Raw genomic sequence first — 18,681 nt, 5'->3', positions numbered from 1 at the left:
ATGTATTACGGTTTTGACGTGGGCGGTAGCAAAATCGCCCTTGGGGTGTATAACCCACAGCGCCAGCAGGTCTGGAGCAAGCGCGTTGCCACGCCGAAAGATGACTATGCGGCCCTGCTGGACGTGCTGGTCACATTGACCCATGAGGCAGATGCTTTCTGCGGCGAGCATGGCAGCGTGGGCGTTGGCGTACCTGGTCTGCCAGTGCCGGATGACGGAACCCTGTTCACCGCCAACCTTCCTGCCGCTCGTGGTCAGCGGTTTCAGGCCGATCTCAGCCAGCGACTGGGGCGTGAAGTGCGTATCGATAACGATGCTAACTGCTTTGCGCTCTCCGAAGCCTGGGACGATGAGTTTCAGGCTTACCCCGTGGTGCTGGGGCTGATCCTTGGCACCGGGGTGGGCGGTGGCCTGATTGTTGACGGTAAACCGGTAACCGGCCGCAATTATGTGGTTGGCGAGTTCGGTCATATGCGGCTACCGGTTGATGCCCTGGATGTGTTGGGCTGGGACGTGGAGCTGCCCGTTTGCGGCTGCGGCAAGCGTGGCTGTATTGAGTCATGGCTCGCAGGTCCGGGATTTTCCCGCCTGTGGCAGCGCTATAATCAGTCTGCTCTCAATGCGCCGGAGATTATCACCCGTTATTATCAGGGAGATGCACAGGCCATTGCGCACACTGAACGCTATAAAGATTTGCTGGCCGTCTGCCTTGGCAATCTGTTGACGATGGTCGACCCGCACCTGGTGGTGCTGGGCGGCGGATTATCCAATTTCGATGCGCTCTTTGAGGGGCTGGAAGCACGGGTCAGCAGGCATCTGCTGCCGGTGGCCAGGCCGCCACGCTTTGCCCGGGCGCGTCACGGAGACGCAGGCGGAATGCGCGGTGCCGCGTTCCTGCACGTTAAGGAGTAGAGGAGTTATGATGCGTACCCCCCGTCGCCGACTGAGACTGGCACGTTACAAGAAAACCCGACGTCAGGTGCATCAGCGCTTTCGTCAGCGCATTTTTGAACGCGACCGCAATATAGAAATTGCCCGCAATCCACTGCCCCGGGTGGTGGTGCTGACCGGGGCTGGGATCTCCGCTGAGTCGGGGATCCGTACCTTCCGCGCGGCAGATGGCCTGTGGGAAGAGCACAAGGTGGAAGATGTTGCCACGCCGGAAGGCTTCACCCGCGATCCGGCCAGGGTTCAGGAGTTCTACAATGCCCGTCGTCGGCAGCTTCAGCAGCCTGACATCCAGCCCAACGCTGCACATATGGCGCTGGCGGAACTGGAAGCGGCGCTGGGAGATCACTTCCTGCTGGTGACCCAGAACATCGATAACCTGCATGAGCGTGCCGGAAACAGTAACGTCATCCATATGCACGGTGAACTGCTGAAGGTACGCTGCGCCACCAGTGGTCAGGTATTGCACTGGCAGGAGGATGTGAAAGCGTCCGATCGCTGCCACTGCTGCCAGTTCCCGTCGGTGCTGCGCCCGCATATAGTGTGGTTTGGCGAGATGCCGCTGCAAATGGATGAGATTTATGCCGCGCTGGCTGAGGCGGATTACTTTGTTGCTATCGGGACTTCTGGTCATGTTTACCCGGCTGCGGGCTTCGTGCATGAAGCGAAGCTGCAGGGCGCGCATACCATTGAGCTGAACCTGGAGCCAAGCCAGGTTGGCAGCGAATTTGAAGAGAAGGATTACGGTCTTGCCAGCGAAGTGGTGCCGAAGTTTGTGCATAGCCTGCTGCAGAAAATCGGCAAGTAATCGATGATAGTTCGACCCTATCAGCACTGGTTCCGTCGCCTGTTTGACTGGCACGGTTCCGTGCTGTCAAAAATCCTGTTTCGCCTGTCGCTGAATCTGCTGATGTCGATTATCGCGGTGATCAGCTATCAGTGGTACGAATCACTGGGTATCCATCTCACCACTGCACCCTTCAGCCTGCTCGGGGTGGCAATCGCCATTTTCCTCGGTTTTCGTAATAACGCCAGCTATGCCCGTTTTACCGAAGCGCGCACAATTTGGGGCTCGCTGCTGATCACCCAGCGTTCTCTGCTGCGGCAGATTAAAAGCATCCTGCTGCTGGATGATGCAGCCGCACGGGAGTTCGCCGCACTGATGGCAGCGTTCGCCTGGAGTCTTAAGCATCAGCTGCGACAGACCGAGGCCAGCAGCGACCTGCAACGGCTGCTGGCGGAGCGCTGGCACGATCGGGTGCTGAACAATCCGCTACCGGGCAACCAGATTTTGCTCTGTATGGGGTTGTGGCTGGGCGAGCAGCGGCAAAAGGGCACTTTGTCAGATATTTTGTGGCAGAGCGTTGATGAAAATCTGAATCATTTGTCACAGGTGCTTGGTGCCTGTGAACGTATCGCCACCACGCCGATCCCGTTTGCCTACAGCCTGATCCTGCACCGCACCGTCTATTTGTTCTGTACGCTGCTGCCGTTTGCACTGGTCTCCGATCTACACTACATGACGCCGCTGGTGTCGGTGTTTATCTCTTATACCTTCCTGTCTCTGGAGTCGCTGGCTGAAGAGCTGGAAGATCCGTTTGGCACTGATGCTAACGATCTGCCGCTGGATGCGATTTGCGTGGTGATTGAACGCAACCTGAAGGCGATGAATGGCGACTTCCCACTGCCCGAGCCGCTGAAGCCGGACAGCCGGTTTAACCTGACCTAGGGCGCTGTTCTGCCACTATCAGCGATGGGGAAACGTAACGCCGTCGTCTGGGGAAATTTTCCTGAAATCATTCGGTTATCATTTTTTCGCTCAAACTGGAAAAATATTTTCTCCTCCGGCGAAACTTTTTACTGCTCCGCAGCGAACTGTTGAAGACAGCAGTTCTCTTAACCCTGATGGAGCTTTTCATGAACCGTACTAAAAAAATTTTATGTTCTGTGACCGCCGCTGCCTTCATGAGCCTCGCCCTGCCAGCCATTAATGCCGAAGCGGCGTTGCCGGTCGGTTCCCAGGCCCCTGACTTCAAATTGCAGGGTGCACTGGCGGGTAAACCGCTGACTTTCTCCCTTCAGCAGGCGCTGCAGAAAGGGCCGGTCGTGCTTTATTTCTTCCCTGCGGCGTTCAGCAAGGGTTGTACTATTGAGGCCCACGATTTTGCTGAGGCCTCTGATGGCTTCAAAAAACTGGGCGCAACGGTGATTGGCGTGACTGCCGGTAATACCGATCAGGTGGCTGACTTCTCCAAACTGGAGTGCCGCGATAAATTCGCAGTGGCTGCCGATCCGGGTGCCAAAATCGCCGCTGAATATCAGACCACGATGCAGATGCAGGGCAAAACGCTTTCTGACCGCACCTCCTATGTCATCGCTCCGGACGGCAAAATCCTGCTGAGCTACACCGACCGCAATCCAGACACGCACATTCAGAAAGCGATGGATGCAGTGAAACAATATTCTGCGTCACACGCATCCCGATCCTGATTGCCCGGTAAATCTTCAGCCGACAGAGGCCCGTTATGTTAACTGCAATTTTGTCCGCCTTTTTAGGCGGCATTATCCTCAACTTTATGCCCTGCGTGTTCCCGGTGATCTCGCTGAAGGCGCTGGGCCTGCTGCGCCATCAGGGAAGCCCCTCCGGCGCACGCGCGGAGGGGCTGGCTTTCCTGGCCGGTGTCGTTGTCACCATGCTGGCGCTGGCCGGTATTCTGCTGGCTGCGCGGGCAACAGGGAACGCTGTCGGCTGGGGCTTCCAGCTGCAGTCTCCGCTGGTGATTGCTATTCTGGCGTTGATCATTCTGGCGGCTGCTATCAACCTGCTCGGCGTGTTTGAAGTCGGGCTTTCACTGCAGCGTGTGGGTGAAATCGAAATGGGTAGCAGCTCGCTGGTTCGTTCGGCGCTGACCGGGGCACTGGCGATCGTGGTTGCCACGCCCTGTTCGGCACCGTTTATGGCCAGTGCTGTCGGTTATGCGCTGGTTCAGCCGCCCGCCGTTTCTCTGGCGATATTTTTCTCGCTGGCTGTGGGCTTTGCCGCGCCGTTTACGGTGGTGTCACTGTTCCCTCAGCTGGCAAAACACCTGCCTCGTCCTGGTGCATGGATGGATATTCTCAAGCGCGGGCTGGCTTTTCCGATGTTGGGCGCCTGGGCATGGCTGGTCTGGGTGCTGGCCCAACAGGCGGGAACCGCAGCACTGGCGACAATCCTGGCCTGCTCGGTGCTGCTGAGCTTTACCGCCTGGATGTACGGTATGGCACAAAAACGCCGCTTCTCCGGCAAGCCTCATAAGGTGATGTTTGCCGTCACATTGGTACTGTTTGTCGCGGTGATTGCGCCGATTTCTGCCATTATGCAACCCGGCTCACCTCTGCCCGACGGGCAGGCGGCTCCCACCGTTACGCAAGTTAAATGGTCGCCGCAAACAGTTGCTGCGGAGCGCGGGCACGGTAAGGCTATACTGGTAGACTTCACCGCATCATGGTGCATTACCTGTCAGGTTAATCAGCGCACCACGTTGTCGACCAATACGGTGAAACAGGCACTGCTGCGCACCGGCACGGTCTACATGGTCGCGGACTCGACAAAATTCAATCCGGACATTGATGACGTAATGAGTGAGTTCGGGCAGGGCGGTTTGCCGCTGTATATTGTCTATCCGGCAGATGGCAGTGCACCGAAGGTATTGCCGCAGGTTCTGACTCCGTCAATTGTGGTCAACGCACTGGAGCAGGCAAGCGGCAAAAAGGTCTGAAAACAGGCCGGGGCTTAAAGGCGGTCAATGGATAAAACCGACACACCACGAGAGGAATGGCCAATTCTGATGGCGCAAGCGCAGGCTGGAAACCAGCAGGCATACACTCGTCTGCTGACTGCGCTGGTGCCGGTTATTCGCTCAATGGTGCGCAAGCAAATTGACGATGCGGTACTGGTGGAAGATGTGATTCAGGATGTTCTGCTGGCCGTGCATCGGGTTCGCCACACTTACGATCCCGCCTGCCCATTCCTGCCCTGGCTGATGGCGATTGCGCATGCCAGAACCATTGATACGCTGCGGCGGCGTGGACGGCAGCGCCACTGGGAAGTGGCAGAAGTAGAGTCCGTAGCCCATTCGGAAGCGGTTTTTGTCTCCCAGGAGCGTCAGGATCCGCGGGAGGAACTGGGCGTTTATCTTGACCAGCTTTCCACCCGGCAGCGACAAATCGTCGAGCATGTCCACCTGAGGGAAATGAGCCTGGCGGAAGCCGCAACGCAGAATAACCTGACGGTCCCCGCCGTAAAGTCACTTCTGCACCGCGCGCTGACCAACCTTCGCCGTTTTGGAGCTAAGCATGACCGATCATGATTTATTAATTGATAAACTCAGCCGCGGTGCTTCACCGGTGAAGAGAACGCGGCCAACGGGCTGGCGCGTGCTGGCGTGGATAGCGATGGCGCTGCCCTGTGGCGCGGCAGCCAGTCTGATCGTGCACCGAACGCTGAACGACTGGTCGCAGCCGGGCATGCAGTGGGCGGCACTGCAGCTGTTGCTGACATTTCTGACCGGTACGTTGGCTATTCGTAATGCCTTCCAGATGAGTATTGCCGGACGCCGTCCACTTGGCTGGCGATGGTTTATGCCGCTGGTGGGAGTGTGGCTGGTCAGCATTCTGATCAATCTGCGCAACGCGCCTGAGACAGCGGGGCATATGGAAGGCACCAATTGCTATCTCTTTATGATGGTGGTCAGTATACCGATGATGGCGATTGTTATCGGTTATCTGCGCCAGACCCGTGCGCTGTTCCCGGTTCGCAGTCTGGCGGTGGCAGGGGCTGGTGTTGCCTGCATGGCGCTGTCGTTACTGTCGTTGTGCCATCCCATTCATCTGCACTGGCTGGACTTTATTCAGCACCTGGGTGCGATAGCCACTATCGTGCTGCTTACCATCCTCTTTGGCCGCAGGTGGGTGGTGTTAAGATAGCGTTTCCGGCCAGCTGTAGCGGCCGGTATCCGCTAAGCTTCGATTTCCCCGTTGCCCGGGGCTTCGGTCAGTGAGATCGTTGTTCTTGCTCTTTTTATTCCGCCTGTGGGCGCCGGGGCAGTGAAAGAATGACATGCGTAATCACCCCGCCAGCCAATCCCCAGAATGCGGCGCCGACGCCCAGTAGCGTCAGGCCTGAAGCCGTAATCAGAAAGGTAATCACCGCCGCCTCCCGCTGTTTCTCATCCACTAATGCCCGTTGCAGGCTTCCGGCAATGGTGCCCAGCAGCGCCAGTCCGGCAATGGTATGGATCAGGGCAGGCGGCAACGCACTGAACAGTTGGCCGATGGCACCCCCAAAGACTCCCGCCAGCAGATAGAAGAACCCGGCACAGGCTGCGCCCCAGTAACGACGTCGCGGGTCGGGATGGACATCCGGACCCATACAGATGGCGGCAGTGATCGCGGCAATACAAACCGAAAACCCGCCGAACGGCGCAAGCAGCAGTGAGGTCAGCCCGGTCCAGCTCATCAGCGGCGAAATGGGCACCTGATAGCCTGCAGCCTTCAGCGTGGCAATGCCTGGCGCATTTTGCGATGCCATAGTGACTACAAAGAACGGCACGCCAATCCCCAGCAGCGTGGAGAGGGTGAAGTGCGGCGCAATAAATTCCGGCGGCGCAAAGCTCAGCGGCTGGTGGGAGAAGTGGATCTCGCCCTTCAGCGCGGCACTCGCCAGCCCGGCCAGCAGCGTCAGCACGATAGCGTAACGGGGCAGGTAACGTTTCATCAGCAGATACGTCAGGCACATGACCGCCGTCAGGGTGAAATCGAGTTTAAACGAACTAAAAGCATCCATGCCGAAGCGCAGTAAAATCCCGGCCAGCATCGCAGCTGAAATTGCCTGTGGAATGTAATTCATCAGGCGGGCAAACAATCCGGTCACGCCACAGAGGAAGATCAGCCCGGATGCGAAGATGAACACGCCGATGGTCTCCGGCATTGGTGTACCGGGCAGGCTGGTGACCAGCAGGGCCGCCCCCGGCGTTGACCAGGCGGTCAGTATCGGTGCGCGATAGTAGAGGGACAGACCCATTGAGGTAATGCCCATCGCCAGGCCGAGCATGCTCAGCCAGCCGCCAATCTGCAGCGCTGTTGCTCCCGCCGCCGCGGCTGCCTGGAAGATAATTGCGGCAGAACTGGTATAACCCACCAGTACGGCGACAAAGCCCGCCACTATGGCAGGGAAAGTAAGATGTTGCAGAGCGAAGGACGGGCGCATAGTATCTTCCGTATTGAGCGTTATAGCGCACAAACTAGCACCGTGCGTTATAACGCACAAGCGCATTTTGGGTGAAAGATAAGGAGGTCCAATGGCCGAACATCCGATCCAACTGGGTCTGACCCTGAAGTCTTTACGGCAGGCGCGCGAATGGAGCCTGACCGAAGCCGCCACACGGACAGGCGTCAGTAAAGCCATGCTGGGACAGGTTGAACGGGGTGAGTCCAGCCCGACCGTGGCGACATTGTGGAAAATTGCCACCGGGTTTAACGTGCCATTTTCACTTTTTATCCCCGCTGACCTGCCACAGGAAGCCTCAGAGGTGATCCGCAGCGGGAGTGCCACCGCCTGGCAGCAAAACCATGCTGCTATGAAGGTCACGCCACTTTTTCCTTTCGATCCCGGTTTACGCTTCGATATGCTGGCGATAGAGCTTGCTGCGGGCGGGTTAAGCAACTCGTCTCCCCATGACAAAGGTGTGATTGAGCACGTAGTGGTTACGGAAGGGGAGTTACAACTGGCGGTTAACGGGAAATGGCATACCCTTAATGCGGGTGAGGGTTTACGTTTTCAGGCAGACTGTCCGCACAGCTACCGCAATGATGGCGGCCAGCCGGTGAAGTTCCACAGCCTGATTCATTATCCACAAGGACATTGATCACGATGAGGGACGAAGCCGGGGCAGTCACCCGCAGCTGAACTGACCTGACGCAATATTCTTTCAGAAAAAGTTACAGATAATAAAACCTGTCATTCAGAGGGAAGGAAGATGAATAATTTACTCGACCGCTTCTTGCACTATGTTTCATTTGATACGCAATCAAAAAGCCATGTCCGCCAGGTGCCCAGCACGGAAGGACAATGGCGGTTGGCAAAAGTGCTGCAGGAAGAGCTGGAAACGCTGGGCTTCAGTGAGGTCACGCTTAGCGAACACGGCATTGTCATGGCCACGCTGCCCACCAATGTTGACTGGCCGGTGCCGACGATTGGTTTCATCTCCCATATGGATACCTCGCCGGATTTCACCGCCAAAAATGTGAATCCACAGATCGTAGAGAACTACCGGGGCGGCGATATTGCGCTGGGTATCGGTGATGAAATTCTCTCACCCGTGATGTTCCCGGTCTTGCACAGCCTGATTGGCCATACGCTGATCACCACTGATGGCAAAACGCTGCTGGGTGCGGACGACAAAGCAGGCGTGGCCGAAATCATGACGGCGATGGTGCAGCTGAAAAACAGCAATCTGCCGCACGGTAAAATCCGCATTGCCTTTACGCCGGATGAAGAGATCGGCAAAGGTACCAGCTGTTTCGACGTTGCGGACTTTGGCGCTGAATGGGGCTATACCGTTGATGGCGGCGGCATCGGCGAGTTTGAATATGAGAATTTCAACGCGGCCTCGGCGACGGTCAAAATCACCGGCAACAATGTGCATCCCGGCACGGCAAAAGGGGTGATGGTGAACGCGCTGGATCTGGCGATGCGTTATCAGGCCGCGATGCCAGAGAAAGAAGTGCCCGAACACACTTCAGGTTACGAAGGTTTCTACCATCTGCACGGCATTAAAGGCGGCGTGGATAAAGCCGAGCTGCATTACATCATCCGGGATTTTGACCAGCAAAGCTTTTCGGCGAGGAAAGAGGTGATGAAGAAAATCGCGGCGACGCTGAGCAAAGATCTGCAGCCAGGCTGTGCGATCGAAGTCAGTATCGACGACAGCTATTTTAATATGCGCGAAAAAGTTGAGACTCATCCGCACATTATCGAGCTGGCGCTCCAGGCGATGCATGAATGCGATATTGAGCCGGACGTGAAGCCAATCCGTGGCGGCACTGATGGCGCGGCGCTCTCCTTCAAGGGCTTGCCATGCCCGAACCTGTTCACCGGCGGTTATAACTACCATGGGAAACATGAGTTCGCGTCGCTGGATAATATGGAGAAAGCGGTGACGGTGATTATGCGTATTGCGACGCTGACCGCTGAGAAGGCAAAGAAATAACGACCGGGCGGAATAAATTCGCTCCCTACAGGCATTATCATTCTTCTGTAGGGGCGAATTTATTTACTGATTGTGCCCGATAATCCTGACGCGGCCTGACCTACTCTTCTTCGCTGAAATACCAGTAGCCACTGTTCACCAGCGCGGCCAGTTGCGCGAGGAATGACGGGTCGTCCAGTACGGCACCCAGCTCTTCCGCGCCCAGTGAATGCTGATTCGCCAGTATGGTCAGCGCTTCACGGTGTGGAGACTCAATCTGCTCACCGTTCACAAACACCGCATGACCAATCGACAGCACCCGCAGGCCCCCGAGTCGCAGCAGGCGGTCACCCTGTTGCAGCGCATCGTAGATCTCATCTGGCTGATACGGCGGCTCTGGCGGCGCGACGTCCAGCTCATGGCGGGACTGAGAGATAAACTCACCAAACCACTGGTTGAAATGCTCCGGCTGGTTGATCACATCCAGCATCATTTTGCGGATACCCTCCAGCTCCTGTGGCAGGATCTCGGCCATATTTTCACGGGACGGGACATCCGGATCGCTGAAGCGGTAGCTGCCCAACTCGCGGGAAAGAACGTAGTCAGCAAATCCGCTAATCAGCTCGCGACCGCTTGGCGCACGGAAGCCCACAGAGTAGTTGATAGCGCTTTCCAGCGAGTAGCCTTCGTGCGGGAATCCTGGCGGGATGTAGAGGATATCACCCGGCTCCATCTCTTCATCAATGATCGCCTCGAAAGGTTCGACCTGCAGCAAATCCGGATGCGGACAGTGCTGCTTCATCGCCACTTTTTCACCCACGCGCCAGCGACGGCGGCCTGTGCCCTGGATAATAAACACATCGTACTGGTCGAGGTGCGGACCAACGCCACCACCCGGCACCGAGAAGGAGATCATCAGATCGTCAGTACGCCAGTCAGGGAGAAAACGGAAAGGGCGCATCAGCGCGGCAGAAGGTTCGTGCCAGTGATCTACCGCCTGAACCAGCAGTGACCAGTTGTTCTCACCAAGGTGGTCGTAGCTTTCAAAAGGACCATGGCTGACCTGCCACTTGCCATCCTGATGGCTGACCAGGCGGCTGTCGACTTCGTTTTCCATCGCCAGGCCGGCCAGTTCATCCGGGGATATCGGGTCAACAAAGTTTTTGAAACCGCGTTTGAGCACCACCGGACGTTTCTGCCAGTAGCGCTGGATAAAATCGGGCCAGTTAAGATCGAGCTGATAATCCATGATGAAGTTCCTGAAACGCTGAATTTCATCGATTATAACAGCGGCAGTGCAACCCGGGGTAACGCATTTAGCTTCGGATTGCTAAGTCTGAAAGTGGTCGCATTTATTCGCCGTCGTGCAGCATTTCCTGACGTTTGAAAATGACTTCCATCCGCGCACCGCCCAGCTCGCTGTTGGTGGCGATAATATCTCCGGTGTACTGCTCCAGAATATCTCTTGCCACTGCCAGCCCCAGCCCCTGCCCTGGTCGCAGCGTATCAGCCCGCTGACCGCGAATAAAAATGACATCCCGTTTGCTTTCAGGAATGCCCGGGCCATCATCATCGACAATCAGATGCAGCTCGTTATCCGTCTGGCGGGCGGTGATCTCTACAAATTCCAGGCAGTATTTGCAGGCGTTATCCAGCACATTGCCCATCACTTCCATAAAGTCATTCTGTTCGCCGACAAAGGTCAGTTCCGGAGAAATATCCAGCGTCAGCACCACGCCTTTGCGCTGATAAACCTTATTCAGTGCGGAACAGAGGCTGTCCAGCAGTCCCGGGACGGAGTGCAGTTCACGCTTCAGCACGTTGTGATCGGCCTGCATGCTGGCCCGGTGCAGGTAATACCCGATCTGCTGAGAGATGCGGCTGATCTGTTCGAGCATAATGGGTTCGGCCTGCTCGATGGAGAGGTTACGCCCGCCACGCAGGGATCGCAGAGTGGTTTGCAATACTGCCAACGGTGTTTTCAGGCTGTGGGTCAGATCGCTCAGCGTGGTGCGGTAACGTGTGTAGCGCTGGCGCTCGTTATCCAGTAGCAGATTAAGGTTGCGCACCAGGCTTTTCAACTCCTGTGGCGGCTTGGGATCCAGTGCATCCCGCGTGCCATTCTCCAGTTCACGCACCTGACCCGCCAGGGTGCCAATCGGCCGCAGGCTCCAGTGCGCCGCCAGCCACAGTAGCGGGATCACCAGCAGCAGATTAACCAGCAGCACGTAGCTGAACCATGACCATACCACGTCAGAATGCTGCAGCTCCTGCGGGATAGAATCAACCACCACAATGGTCAGTGCGGGCAGGGTAGGTGTCGCCTCGTAGCGGTTGACCGCCACCGAGTGGGTAAAGGTATCGTTATTATCGTCGTCATAAGCCGTCAGCTTATTCTGCGCATCCTGATTATCGCCCAGCGCCTGACGACTGGTACCGTTATCGGTGTTAATCTCATAAAAATCAGCGCGTTTCAGCCACTCACGTTTAATCTTGTCACGGATTTCAGGCACGTCACGCAGCTGCCACAACAGTTTGCCTTTCTCGTTGTAGATATACACGATCGTCGGGAAGTTTAGAGAAAACCGCTCCGGCTGGGCGATAGTCAGCTTGTTGTCCTGCCATTGAGCAAGAGTAAAGAACAGATTGCTCTCGGCACGCATCACCCGGTAGGTGTTTTTATCGAAGCTGACCACATAACCCACCACGGCCACCATGCCGTAAGAGAGCGAGAGGATCAGCACCACCGCCGCTGTTGCCAGCAGAAAGCGCGCACGCAGGGAAAAGGGGGTTTTAGGACTGAATGTTGGCATCAGGTTATAAATCGAACCTGTAGCCCTGACCCCGGACGGTGGTAATCACATCTTTCGGGTATCCGGCCTGCATTTTTTTACGCAGGCGGCCCATCAGCACATCGATAGTGTGGCTTTCGCGCAGTTCTGCGTCCGGGTACAGCTGCAGCATCAGCGAGTCTTTACTGACCACTTTGCCGGCATTGCGGATCAGCGTTTCAATGATGGTGTATTCAAAGGCGGTGAGTTTGATTTCCTTTTGATCGATGGTCAGCTCGCGGCGCGAGAGATCGACCTGGAAAGGGGCCAGAGTGATAATTTGTGAGGCCAGACCGCTGTTGCGACGCATCAGCGCCTGCATGCGGGCAACCACTTCTTCGATATGGAATGGTTTGGTCACGTAGTCGTCGGCACCGGCTTCCAGCGCTTCTACCTTGGCCTGCCAGCCTTCACGGGCGGTGAGCACCAGAATCGGCTGTTTCACTTCCTGACCGCGCCAGCGGCGGATCAGCGTCATGCCATCTTCATCAGGCAGCCCCAAATCGACCAGGGTAATATCAGGCGAGTGTTCGTTCAGAAAGTAATCCGCTTCTTTGGCATCTTCGGCTGCATCAACCTGATGGCCCATTTCCCGCAGCTGGACGGCGAGATGATGGCGCAGCAGAGGGTTATCTTCCACAATCAATACGCGCATAACATTATCCTTTCTGTCAGATTCAAAGGTGGCCTCAGCCTTATAGTAATCTGAAGAAAGTATAGGTTAAAGCAGATAAACAGCAGGTTAACACAGGCCGACTTGCACCGGCCTGTGTCGGGGAGGCTTACTTCAGATCGTCAACCATCTGAACTGCACGGCCCAGGTAGTTGGCCGGGGTCATTAACTTCAGGCGGGTTTTCTCTTCTTCCGGCAGGTCAAGGCCATCGATAAAGGCCTTCATGCCAGCCGCGTCAACACGCTTGCCGCGGGTCAGCTCTTTCAGCTTCTCATAAGGCTTCTCAATGCCGTAACGACGCATCACGGTCTGGATTGGTTCAGCCAGCACTTCCCAGTTGTGATCCAGTTCATCCAGCAGGCGGTCGCGGTTCACTTCCAGCTTGGCGATCCCTTTCAGGGTAGCCTGATAGGCGATCAGCGCATAGCCGACGCCAACGCCCAGGTTGCGCAGTACGGTAGAGTCGGTGAGATCGCGCTGCCAGCGGGAAACCGGCAGTTTGCTTGCCAGATGCTGCATCACCGCGTTGGCCAGGCCGAGGTTGCCCTCGGAGTTTTCGAAGTCAATCGGGTTCACTTTATGCGGCATGGTGGAGGAGCCAATTTCTCCAGCGATGGTTTTCTGCTTAAAGTGGTTCAGCGCAATGTAGCCCCACACGTCGCGATCGAAGTCGATCAGGATGGTGTTGAAGCGTGCCATGCAGTCGAACAGCTCGGCAATATAGTCGTGCGGTTCGATTTGCGTGGTGTAAGGGTTCCAGGTTATGCCCAGAGAGGTCACAAAGCTTTCGCTAAGCTGGTGCCAGTCCACTTCCGGGTAAGCGGCGATATGGGCGTTGTAGTTACCCACTGCACCATTGATTTTGCCCAGCACTTCAATGCGTTCCAACTGGCGCAGCTGGCGCTCAAAGCGGTAAGCCACGTTAGCCATCTCTTTACCCAGCGTTGAGGGGGTGGCAGGCTGACCGTGAGTACGGGACAGCAGCGGAATATCGCGATACTGCACCGCCAGGTCTTTGACCGCAGCGATGATTCTGTTCCAGTAAGGCACTATCACGTCGCGACGGGCCGCTTCCAGCATCAGCGCGTGGGACAGGTTGTTGATGTCTTCAGAAGTACAGGCAAAGTGAATGAATTCTGCGACTGCGTGCAGCGCGGCATTTGGCTCCACTTTCTCTTTCAGGAAGTATTCAACTGCCTTCACGTCGTGGTTGGTGGTGCGCTCGATTGTTTTAATGCGCGCAGCGTCTTTCTCATTGAAATTGGCGACAATCGCATTAAGGAAAGCGTTTGCGTCGGCATCAAATGCAGGAACTTCCTTGATCTCTGCGCAGGCGGCCAGTTTCTGTAACCAGCGAACTTCCACCTCAACGCGGAATTTCAGCAGACCATATTCGCTGAAAATGCCGCGCAGCGGGCTGACTTTGTCGCCATAACGGCCATCAACGGGGGAGACGGCTGTCAGAGAGGATAATTCCATCGGTGCAACTCCTGAATCGGTTAACAAATTAAAGTGAAGACTCGGTGATACGGGATAACAATTGCTTCGCCTCACCGGCGAGACGATTGCGTGAAAACATCAGTTGCAGCCGGCCGCCGCCAACCTGGTGCCACAGCACCGCAGCGCGAATACCGGCCAGCAGGGTGGCGCGAACTTTACTCTGGATCTGCGAATTCTGCAGCACGGCAGGCGAGCCTGTGACCTGAATTCGCGGGCCCAGCGGGCTGATCACATCCACATAAATAGCCGCCATGGCGCTGAGCAGCGTATCAGAATCTAAGTCATAGTGTACCAGTTGACGGTCAAGCTGGCTGATGCGCTGTGCCAGCTCGTTCAGGGCACTTTTGTTGGCGCTGAGCTTACGTTCCAGCACCATCATGCTGAGCGTGTAGCGGGTCAGCTCTGCGCCTGCACCATGACGGCTGCTGCTGTTCAGTACCGCCAGCAGCGTCTCCAGCCCGAAACGCAAATGGGCTTCATCATTACCAAACACTGCCAGGGTGGAGGAGGGGTTCATATCCACCACGCTGCTCAGCGAGGTTTTCAGCGCTTCTGGCGGGCAATGCCCCTGGTGCGCCAGTTGCTGCACCAGATGCGCAGACTGGCAGATCCCTGCCAGGGCCAGCGTAATATCGTAATAATTCTTCGCCACGGTAACTCCAGTATGTGCAAGTCGTGCAGTGTTAAACCCGGACAGACTTGGCCGGTAAAAGGGTTATAGCAGTGGCTGACGTTCTTCAATGATGCCGCCACCCAGGCAGACTTCATCAAGGTAGAACACGGCTGACTGGCCCGGCGTGACTGCGGCCACCGGCTCATCAAAGCGCACTTCAAGACGATCTTCACCCAGTGGCGTAATGGTGCATGGGATATCGGCCTGACGATAGCGGGTTTTCACCGTGCAGCGCAGTGGCGCTTTCAGGATTTCACGGTCGACCCAGTGCAGCTGCTGTGCAATCAGTCCGGTGGACATCAGGCGAGGATGATCGTGGCCCTGAGCAACAACCAGCAGGTTTTTAGCCACGTCTTTATCGACCACATACCACGGTTCTTCGCTGCCCTCTTTAGTGCCGCCAATGCCCAGCCCTTTACGCTGACCAAGGGTGTGATACATCAGCCCCTGATGTTCGCCCACCACATCGCCATCCACGCTGACGATTGCGCCAGGCTGGGCAGGCAGGTAGCGCCCCAGGAAGTCACGGAATTTTCGCTCGCCGATAAAACAGATGCCGGTGGAGTCTTTTTTCTTCGCCGTCACCAGCTCAAGCTCTTCCGCGATGCGGCGCACTTCGGGTTTCGCCAGCTCGCCGACCGGGAACAGGCTCTGAGCGATCTGCTCATGACCCAGTGTGTAGAGGAAGTAACTCTGGTCTTTGTTGTCGTCCAGGCCGCGCAGCAGGCGGCTTTTGCCATTCACATCCTGGCGGCGAACATAGTGGCCCGTGGCGATGAAATCCGCGCCAAGATCTTCGGCCGCGAACTCCAGGAATGCCTTGAATTTGATCTCTTTGTTACAGAGGATATCCGGATTCGGGGTCCGGCCTGCCTTGTACTCTTCCAGGAAGTGCTCAAAGACGTTATCCCAGTATTCTGCCGCAAAGTTTACGGTATGCAGGTAGATGCCAAGTTTATCGCAGACTGCCTGTGCATCGGCTAAATCTTCCGCTGCGGTGCAGTATTCCTCACCGTCATCTTCCTCCCAGTTCTTCATAAACAGGCCTTCCACCTGGTAGCCCTGCTGCTGCAGTAACCAGGCGGAAACGGAGGAGTCGACACCGCCGGACATCCCGACGATCACTTTTTTCTGACTTGCTGACATGAGGAATACCCGACTTTAGTGGCAGTTAAAGGCTGCCCTTTAAAATTGCGGCGTATTCTACCATGCGTCCGTCGCGGGCGCATCCTCGCTAAAAGGCCACTGAAATGCGCTTAACACTTCCAGCGGATAGCGCGGACCCTGCTGATAAATCCGCAGACTTTCAGCAACTAACGGAGAACGCAGCTTTTTAGCCGTCAGGATCTCTTCCGCAGGTAACCACCAGCAGCGATCGATATCACGATCCTGAGGATAGGTTGGCAGCATTTTTGGTAAATCCAGCGCGAAAAGAAACCGCAGGAAAGGGGTGCTATCCGGCGCAATCCACTGATGCAGGCGCAAAAACGATTGCGGAACGCCCTCAAGGCCGGTTTCTTCATACAGCTCACGAACGGCAGCCTGCAGCAGGGTTTCATTGGCTTCCAGATGCCCGGCCGGCTGGTTCCAGGTCGCCCGGCCGCGAACCATCTCTTCCACCACCAGAAATTGCCCCTCAGCCTGAACTACAGTTGCGACAGTGACGTGAGGTTTAAACATACCTGACTCCTTGTTGCCAATAATGGCTCAAATAGGGAACTCGCCGGTGACATCGCGCCATTCACCTGGCGGTAAATCCTGCAGCACCATCCTGCCCATAGCAAAGCGGATCAGGCGCAGGGTAGGGAAGCCGATATGGGCCGTCATGCGGCGAACCTGGCGGTTACGTCCCTCATAAAGGGTGATTTTCAGCCAGCTGGTGGGGATCGCTTTGCGCTCCCGAATCGGCGGATTTCGGGGCCATAACCACTCCGGTTCGCTGACCCGTTCCACGCCTGCTGGCAGGGTGGTACCATCTTTCAGATTAACGCCATCACGTAGTGGCTGAATATCCTGTTCGTCCGGTGCACCTTCTACCTGAACGTAATAAATTTTGCCGGTGCGTTTGCCAGGCTGAGTCAGCATTGCCTGCAATGCGCCATCGTTGGTCAGCACCATCAGCCCTTCGCTGTCGCGATCCAGGCGGCCTGCGGCATACACGCCCGCAACCGGAATAAAATCCTTCAGCGTACTGCGCCCGGCTTCATCGCTGAACTGCGGCAGCACATCAAAAGGTTTGTTAAAAACAATAACACGCCTGGGCCCTTTGTGGGCCTGTCGGGCGGCTGCTGGCGGGCTGAATCGTTTAACGCGGTGATTCTTAACGGAAGATTTACGCATGTTCTTTGCACTTGTTAACAATAAGCGCATTATAACGCAAACCGGTGAGGATTGGCGCGGGAGGAATATTCAAGTAGTATTGTCCCGCATCTTACAAATCATTAACAAAAAAGCGCTCGAAGGAGAGGTTAATGGAAAGCAAAGTAGTTGTTCCGGCGGAAGGTCAGAAAATCACCCTGGAAAAGGGCAAGCTCAACGTACCAAACAACCCAATCATCCCTTTTATCGAAGGTGACGGGATCGGCGTTGATGTTTCTCCAGTGATGATCAAAGTTGTCGATGCCGCTGTGCAGAAAGCTTATAACGGTGAGCGTAAAATTTCCTGGATGGAAATTTACACCGGTGAGAAATCGGTAGAGCTCTACGGCCAGGATGTCTGGCTGCCAGAAGAAACCCTCGACCTGATTAAAGAGTATCGCGTGGCTATTAAAGGCCCACTGACTACCCCAGTCGGCGGCGGTATTCGTTCCCTGAACGTGGCCCTGCGTCAGCAGCTTGATCTCTACATCTGTCTGCGCCCGGTGCGTTACTACACCGGCACGCCAAGCCCGGTAAAACGTCCTGAAGACACCGATATGGTGATCTTCCGTGAGAACTCCGAAGATATCTATGCCGGTATTGAATGGAAAGCGGGTTCTGCCGAAGCGGATAAAGTGATCAAGTTCCTGCGCGATGAGATGGGCGTGAAGAAAATTCGCTTCCCTGAGCAGTGTGGTATCGGCGTGAAGCCTTGCTCCGAAGCAGGCACCAAGCGTCTGGTTCGTGCGGCGATTGAATACGCGATTACCAACGATCGTGATTCCGTCACGCTGGTTCACAAAGGCAACATCATGAAGTTCACCGAAGGCGCTTTCAAAGACTGGGGTTACCAGCTGGCGAAAGAAGAGTTCGGCGGCGAGCTGATCGATGGCGGCCCGTGGATGAAGATTAAGAACCCGAATACCGGCAAAGAGATCGTCGTGAAAGACGTGATCGCCGATGCGTTCCTGCAGCAGATCCTGCTGCGTCCGGCTGAATATGACGTTATTGCCTGTATGAACCTGAACGGCGACTACATCTCTGATGCCCTGGCGGCGCAGGTTGGCGGTATCGGTATTGCTCCGGGCGCAAACATTGGTGACGAGTGTGCGCTGTTCGAAGCGACCCACGGTACAGCACCTAAGTATGCTGGTCAGGATAAAGTGAACCCGGGTTCAGTGATCCTGTCCGCTGAGATGATGCTGCGTCACATGGAATGGTTCGAAGCCGCCGACCTGATTGTTAAAGGCATGGAAGGCGCGATTGCTGCCAAAACCGTGACCTATGACTTTGAGCGTCTGATGGATGGCGCTAAGCTGCTGAAATCATCAGAGTTTGGCGATGCAATGATCAAGCATATGTAAGCCCGATTCTGCAACATAAAGCCAACATATTTTGTTAAATTTATGTTGGCTTTTTATCCCCTCAATTTTTCCCCAAAACTTCCCCAAAACTTCCCCAAAACTCTT

Annotated in this window: 19 protein-coding genes; 10 read left to right on the top strand and 9 right to left on the bottom strand. The window is 55.9% G+C overall.

Annotation, left to right across the window (positions count from 1 at the left end):
- From nagK to GSQ70_RS13605, 7 genes are all read left to right on the top strand, one after another.
- Positions 1–912 carry an N-acetylglucosamine kinase gene (gene nagK, locus GSQ70_RS13635; protein ID WP_158783042.1) on the top strand — a complete coding sequence of 304 codons (912 nt, stop codon included), beginning with the start codon at positions 1–3 and terminating at the stop codon, positions 910–912.
- A gap of 10 nt (positions 913–922) precedes the next feature.
- Positions 923–1,756: a Sir2 family NAD+-dependent deacetylase gene (gene cobB / locus GSQ70_RS13630; RefSeq protein ID WP_199257329.1), complete on the top strand. Its 834-nt coding sequence runs from the start codon at positions 923–925 to the stop codon at positions 1,754–1,756.
- Positions 1,757–1,759: 3 nt separating this feature from the next.
- The gene (locus GSQ70_RS13625) at positions 1,760–2,677 is read left to right on the top strand and encodes a bestrophin family protein (RefSeq protein WP_158783040.1); all 918 of its coding nucleotides are present in this window, start codon (positions 1,760–1,762) and stop codon (positions 2,675–2,677) included.
- A gap of 188 nt (positions 2,678–2,865) precedes the next feature.
- Positions 2,866–3,438: a peroxiredoxin gene (locus GSQ70_RS13620; RefSeq protein ID WP_158783039.1), complete on the top strand. Its 573-nt coding sequence runs from the start codon at positions 2,866–2,868 to the stop codon at positions 3,436–3,438.
- 35 nt (positions 3,439–3,473) lie between these two features.
- Positions 3,474–4,706, top strand: a complete 1,233-nt coding sequence (locus tag GSQ70_RS13615; RefSeq protein WP_158783038.1) for a protein-disulfide reductase DsbD — start codon at positions 3,474–3,476, stop codon at positions 4,704–4,706.
- A 27-nt stretch (positions 4,707–4,733) separates the two neighbouring features.
- Positions 4,734–5,297, top strand: a complete 564-nt coding sequence (locus GSQ70_RS13610; RefSeq protein ID WP_158783037.1) for a sigma-70 family RNA polymerase sigma factor — start codon at positions 4,734–4,736, stop codon at positions 5,295–5,297.
- Positions 5,284–5,913 (top strand): NrsF family protein, encoded by a 630-nt coding sequence (locus tag GSQ70_RS13605; RefSeq protein ID WP_158783036.1) that lies wholly within the window; start codon positions 5,284–5,286, stop codon positions 5,911–5,913. Before GSQ70_RS13610 ends, GSQ70_RS13605 begins: the two co-directional genes overlap by 14 nt.
- Before the next feature lie 94 nt (positions 5,914–6,007).
- Here the strand turns inward: GSQ70_RS13605 and GSQ70_RS13600 are convergent, their stop codons facing one another.
- A complete protein-coding gene (locus GSQ70_RS13600; RefSeq protein WP_158783035.1) occupies positions 6,008–7,195 on the bottom strand; it encodes a benzoate/H(+) symporter BenE family transporter in 1,188 nt (395 codons plus the stop codon).
- 91 nt (positions 7,196–7,286) lie between these two features.
- Here GSQ70_RS13600 and GSQ70_RS13595 point away from each other — a divergent pair, with 91 nt between their 5' ends.
- Both GSQ70_RS13595 and pepT read left to right on the top strand, forming a co-directional pair.
- Entirely contained in the window at positions 7,287–7,853 is a 567-nt protein-coding gene (locus GSQ70_RS13595; RefSeq protein WP_158783034.1) for a helix-turn-helix domain-containing protein, read from the top strand.
- 111 nt (positions 7,854–7,964) lie between these two features.
- Positions 7,965–9,197, top strand: a complete 1,233-nt coding sequence (gene pepT / locus GSQ70_RS13590; protein WP_158783033.1) for a peptidase T — start codon at positions 7,965–7,967, stop codon at positions 9,195–9,197.
- Positions 9,198–9,297: 100 nt separating this feature from the next.
- Here the strand turns inward: pepT and GSQ70_RS13585 are convergent, their stop codons facing one another.
- The 8 genes from GSQ70_RS13585 to rluE all read right to left on the bottom strand — a co-directional run bounded on the left by GSQ70_RS13585 (position 9,298) and on the right by rluE (position 17,224).
- On the bottom strand, positions 9,298–10,425 hold the full coding sequence (locus GSQ70_RS13585) for a cupin domain-containing protein (RefSeq protein WP_158783032.1): 1,128 nt from the start codon (positions 10,423–10,425) through the stop codon (positions 9,298–9,300).
- 103 nt (positions 10,426–10,528) lie between these two features.
- Positions 10,529–11,989 (bottom strand): two-component system sensor histidine kinase PhoQ, encoded by a 1,461-nt coding sequence (phoQ, locus tag GSQ70_RS13580; RefSeq protein ID WP_158783031.1) that lies wholly within the window; start codon positions 11,987–11,989, stop codon positions 10,529–10,531.
- A 4-nt stretch (positions 11,990–11,993) separates the two neighbouring features.
- Positions 11,994–12,662 carry a two-component system response regulator PhoP gene (phoP, locus tag GSQ70_RS13575; RefSeq protein ID WP_158783030.1) on the bottom strand — a complete coding sequence of 223 codons (669 nt, stop codon included), beginning with the start codon at positions 12,660–12,662 and terminating at the stop codon, positions 11,994–11,996.
- A gap of 127 nt (positions 12,663–12,789) precedes the next feature.
- Complete coding sequence (purB, locus tag GSQ70_RS13570; protein WP_158783029.1) at positions 12,790–14,160, bottom strand: adenylosuccinate lyase; 1,371 nt, start codon at positions 14,158–14,160, stop codon at positions 12,790–12,792.
- A 28-nt stretch (positions 14,161–14,188) separates the two neighbouring features.
- Positions 14,189–14,833, bottom strand: coding sequence for a high frequency lysogenization protein HflD (gene hflD / locus GSQ70_RS13565; protein WP_158783028.1), 645 nt, complete (start codon positions 14,831–14,833; stop codon positions 14,189–14,191).
- 63 nt (positions 14,834–14,896) lie between these two features.
- Complete coding sequence (mnmA, locus tag GSQ70_RS13560; protein WP_158783027.1) at positions 14,897–16,000, bottom strand: tRNA 2-thiouridine(34) synthase MnmA; 1,104 nt, start codon at positions 15,998–16,000, stop codon at positions 14,897–14,899.
- Between the two features lie 57 nt (positions 16,001–16,057).
- The gene (locus GSQ70_RS13555) at positions 16,058–16,534 is read right to left on the bottom strand and encodes an NUDIX domain-containing protein (RefSeq protein ID WP_158783026.1); all 477 of its coding nucleotides are present in this window, start codon (positions 16,532–16,534) and stop codon (positions 16,058–16,060) included.
- A 27-nt stretch (positions 16,535–16,561) separates the two neighbouring features.
- Positions 16,562–17,224 (bottom strand): 23S rRNA pseudouridine(2457) synthase RluE, encoded by a 663-nt coding sequence (gene rluE, locus GSQ70_RS13550; protein WP_158783025.1) that lies wholly within the window; start codon positions 17,222–17,224, stop codon positions 16,562–16,564.
- Between the two features lie 101 nt (positions 17,225–17,325).
- On the opposite strand from rluE, the gene icd reads away from it, so the two are divergent.
- A complete protein-coding gene (gene icd, locus GSQ70_RS13545; RefSeq protein WP_158783024.1) occupies positions 17,326–18,576 on the top strand; it encodes an NADP-dependent isocitrate dehydrogenase in 1,251 nt (416 codons plus the stop codon).
- Positions 18,577–18,681: the final 105 nt, after the last annotated feature.

This window comes from Pantoea sp. BAV 3049 (genome assembly GCF_009765445.1).
Lineage (GTDB): Bacteria > Pseudomonadota > Gammaproteobacteria > Enterobacterales > Enterobacteriaceae > Erwinia.
Note: the sequence above shows the minus strand (reverse complement) of the source record. Positions and strands in the feature narration are given on the sequence as shown.

Bases quoted from the DNA above. Each gene is read 5' to 3' on its own strand.
- nagK (WP_158783042.1), top strand. From the start codon at position 1: ATGTATTACGGTTTTGACGTGGGCGGTAGCAAAATCGCCCTTGGGGTG.
- cobB (WP_199257329.1), top strand. From the start codon at position 923: ATGCGTACCCCCCGTCGCCGACTGAGACTGGCACGTTACAAGAAAACC.
- GSQ70_RS13625 (WP_158783040.1), top strand. From the start codon at position 1,760: ATGATAGTTCGACCCTATCAGCACTGGTTCCGTCGCCTGTTTGACTGG.
- GSQ70_RS13620 (WP_158783039.1), top strand. From the start codon at position 2,866: ATGAACCGTACTAAAAAAATTTTATGTTCTGTGACCGCCGCTGCCTTC.
- GSQ70_RS13615 (WP_158783038.1), top strand. From the start codon at position 3,474: ATGTTAACTGCAATTTTGTCCGCCTTTTTAGGCGGCATTATCCTCAAC.
- GSQ70_RS13610 (WP_158783037.1), top strand. From the start codon at position 4,734: ATGGATAAAACCGACACACCACGAGAGGAATGGCCAATTCTGATGGCG.
- GSQ70_RS13605 (WP_158783036.1), top strand. From the start codon at position 5,284: ATGACCGATCATGATTTATTAATTGATAAACTCAGCCGCGGTGCTTCA.
- GSQ70_RS13600 (WP_158783035.1), bottom strand. From the start codon at position 7,195: ATGCGCCCGTCCTTCGCTCTGCAACATCTTACTTTCCCTGCCATAGTG.
- GSQ70_RS13595 (WP_158783034.1), top strand. From the start codon at position 7,287: ATGGCCGAACATCCGATCCAACTGGGTCTGACCCTGAAGTCTTTACGG.
- pepT (WP_158783033.1), top strand. From the start codon at position 7,965: ATGAATAATTTACTCGACCGCTTCTTGCACTATGTTTCATTTGATACG.
- GSQ70_RS13585 (WP_158783032.1), bottom strand. From the start codon at position 10,425: ATGGATTATCAGCTCGATCTTAACTGGCCCGATTTTATCCAGCGCTAC.
- phoQ (WP_158783031.1), bottom strand. From the start codon at position 11,989: ATGCCAACATTCAGTCCTAAAACCCCCTTTTCCCTGCGTGCGCGCTTT.
- phoP (WP_158783030.1), bottom strand. From the start codon at position 12,662: ATGCGCGTATTGATTGTGGAAGATAACCCTCTGCTGCGCCATCATCTC.
- purB (WP_158783029.1), bottom strand. From the start codon at position 14,160: ATGGAATTATCCTCTCTGACAGCCGTCTCCCCCGTTGATGGCCGTTAT.
- mnmA (WP_158783027.1), bottom strand. From the start codon at position 16,000: ATGTCAGCAAGTCAGAAAAAAGTGATCGTCGGGATGTCCGGCGGTGTC.
- GSQ70_RS13555 (WP_158783026.1), bottom strand. From the start codon at position 16,534: ATGTTTAAACCTCACGTCACTGTCGCAACTGTAGTTCAGGCTGAGGGG.
- rluE (WP_158783025.1), bottom strand. From the start codon at position 17,224: ATGCGCTTATTGTTAACAAGTGCAAAGAACATGCGTAAATCTTCCGTT.
- icd (WP_158783024.1), top strand. From the start codon at position 17,326: ATGGAAAGCAAAGTAGTTGTTCCGGCGGAAGGTCAGAAAATCACCCTG.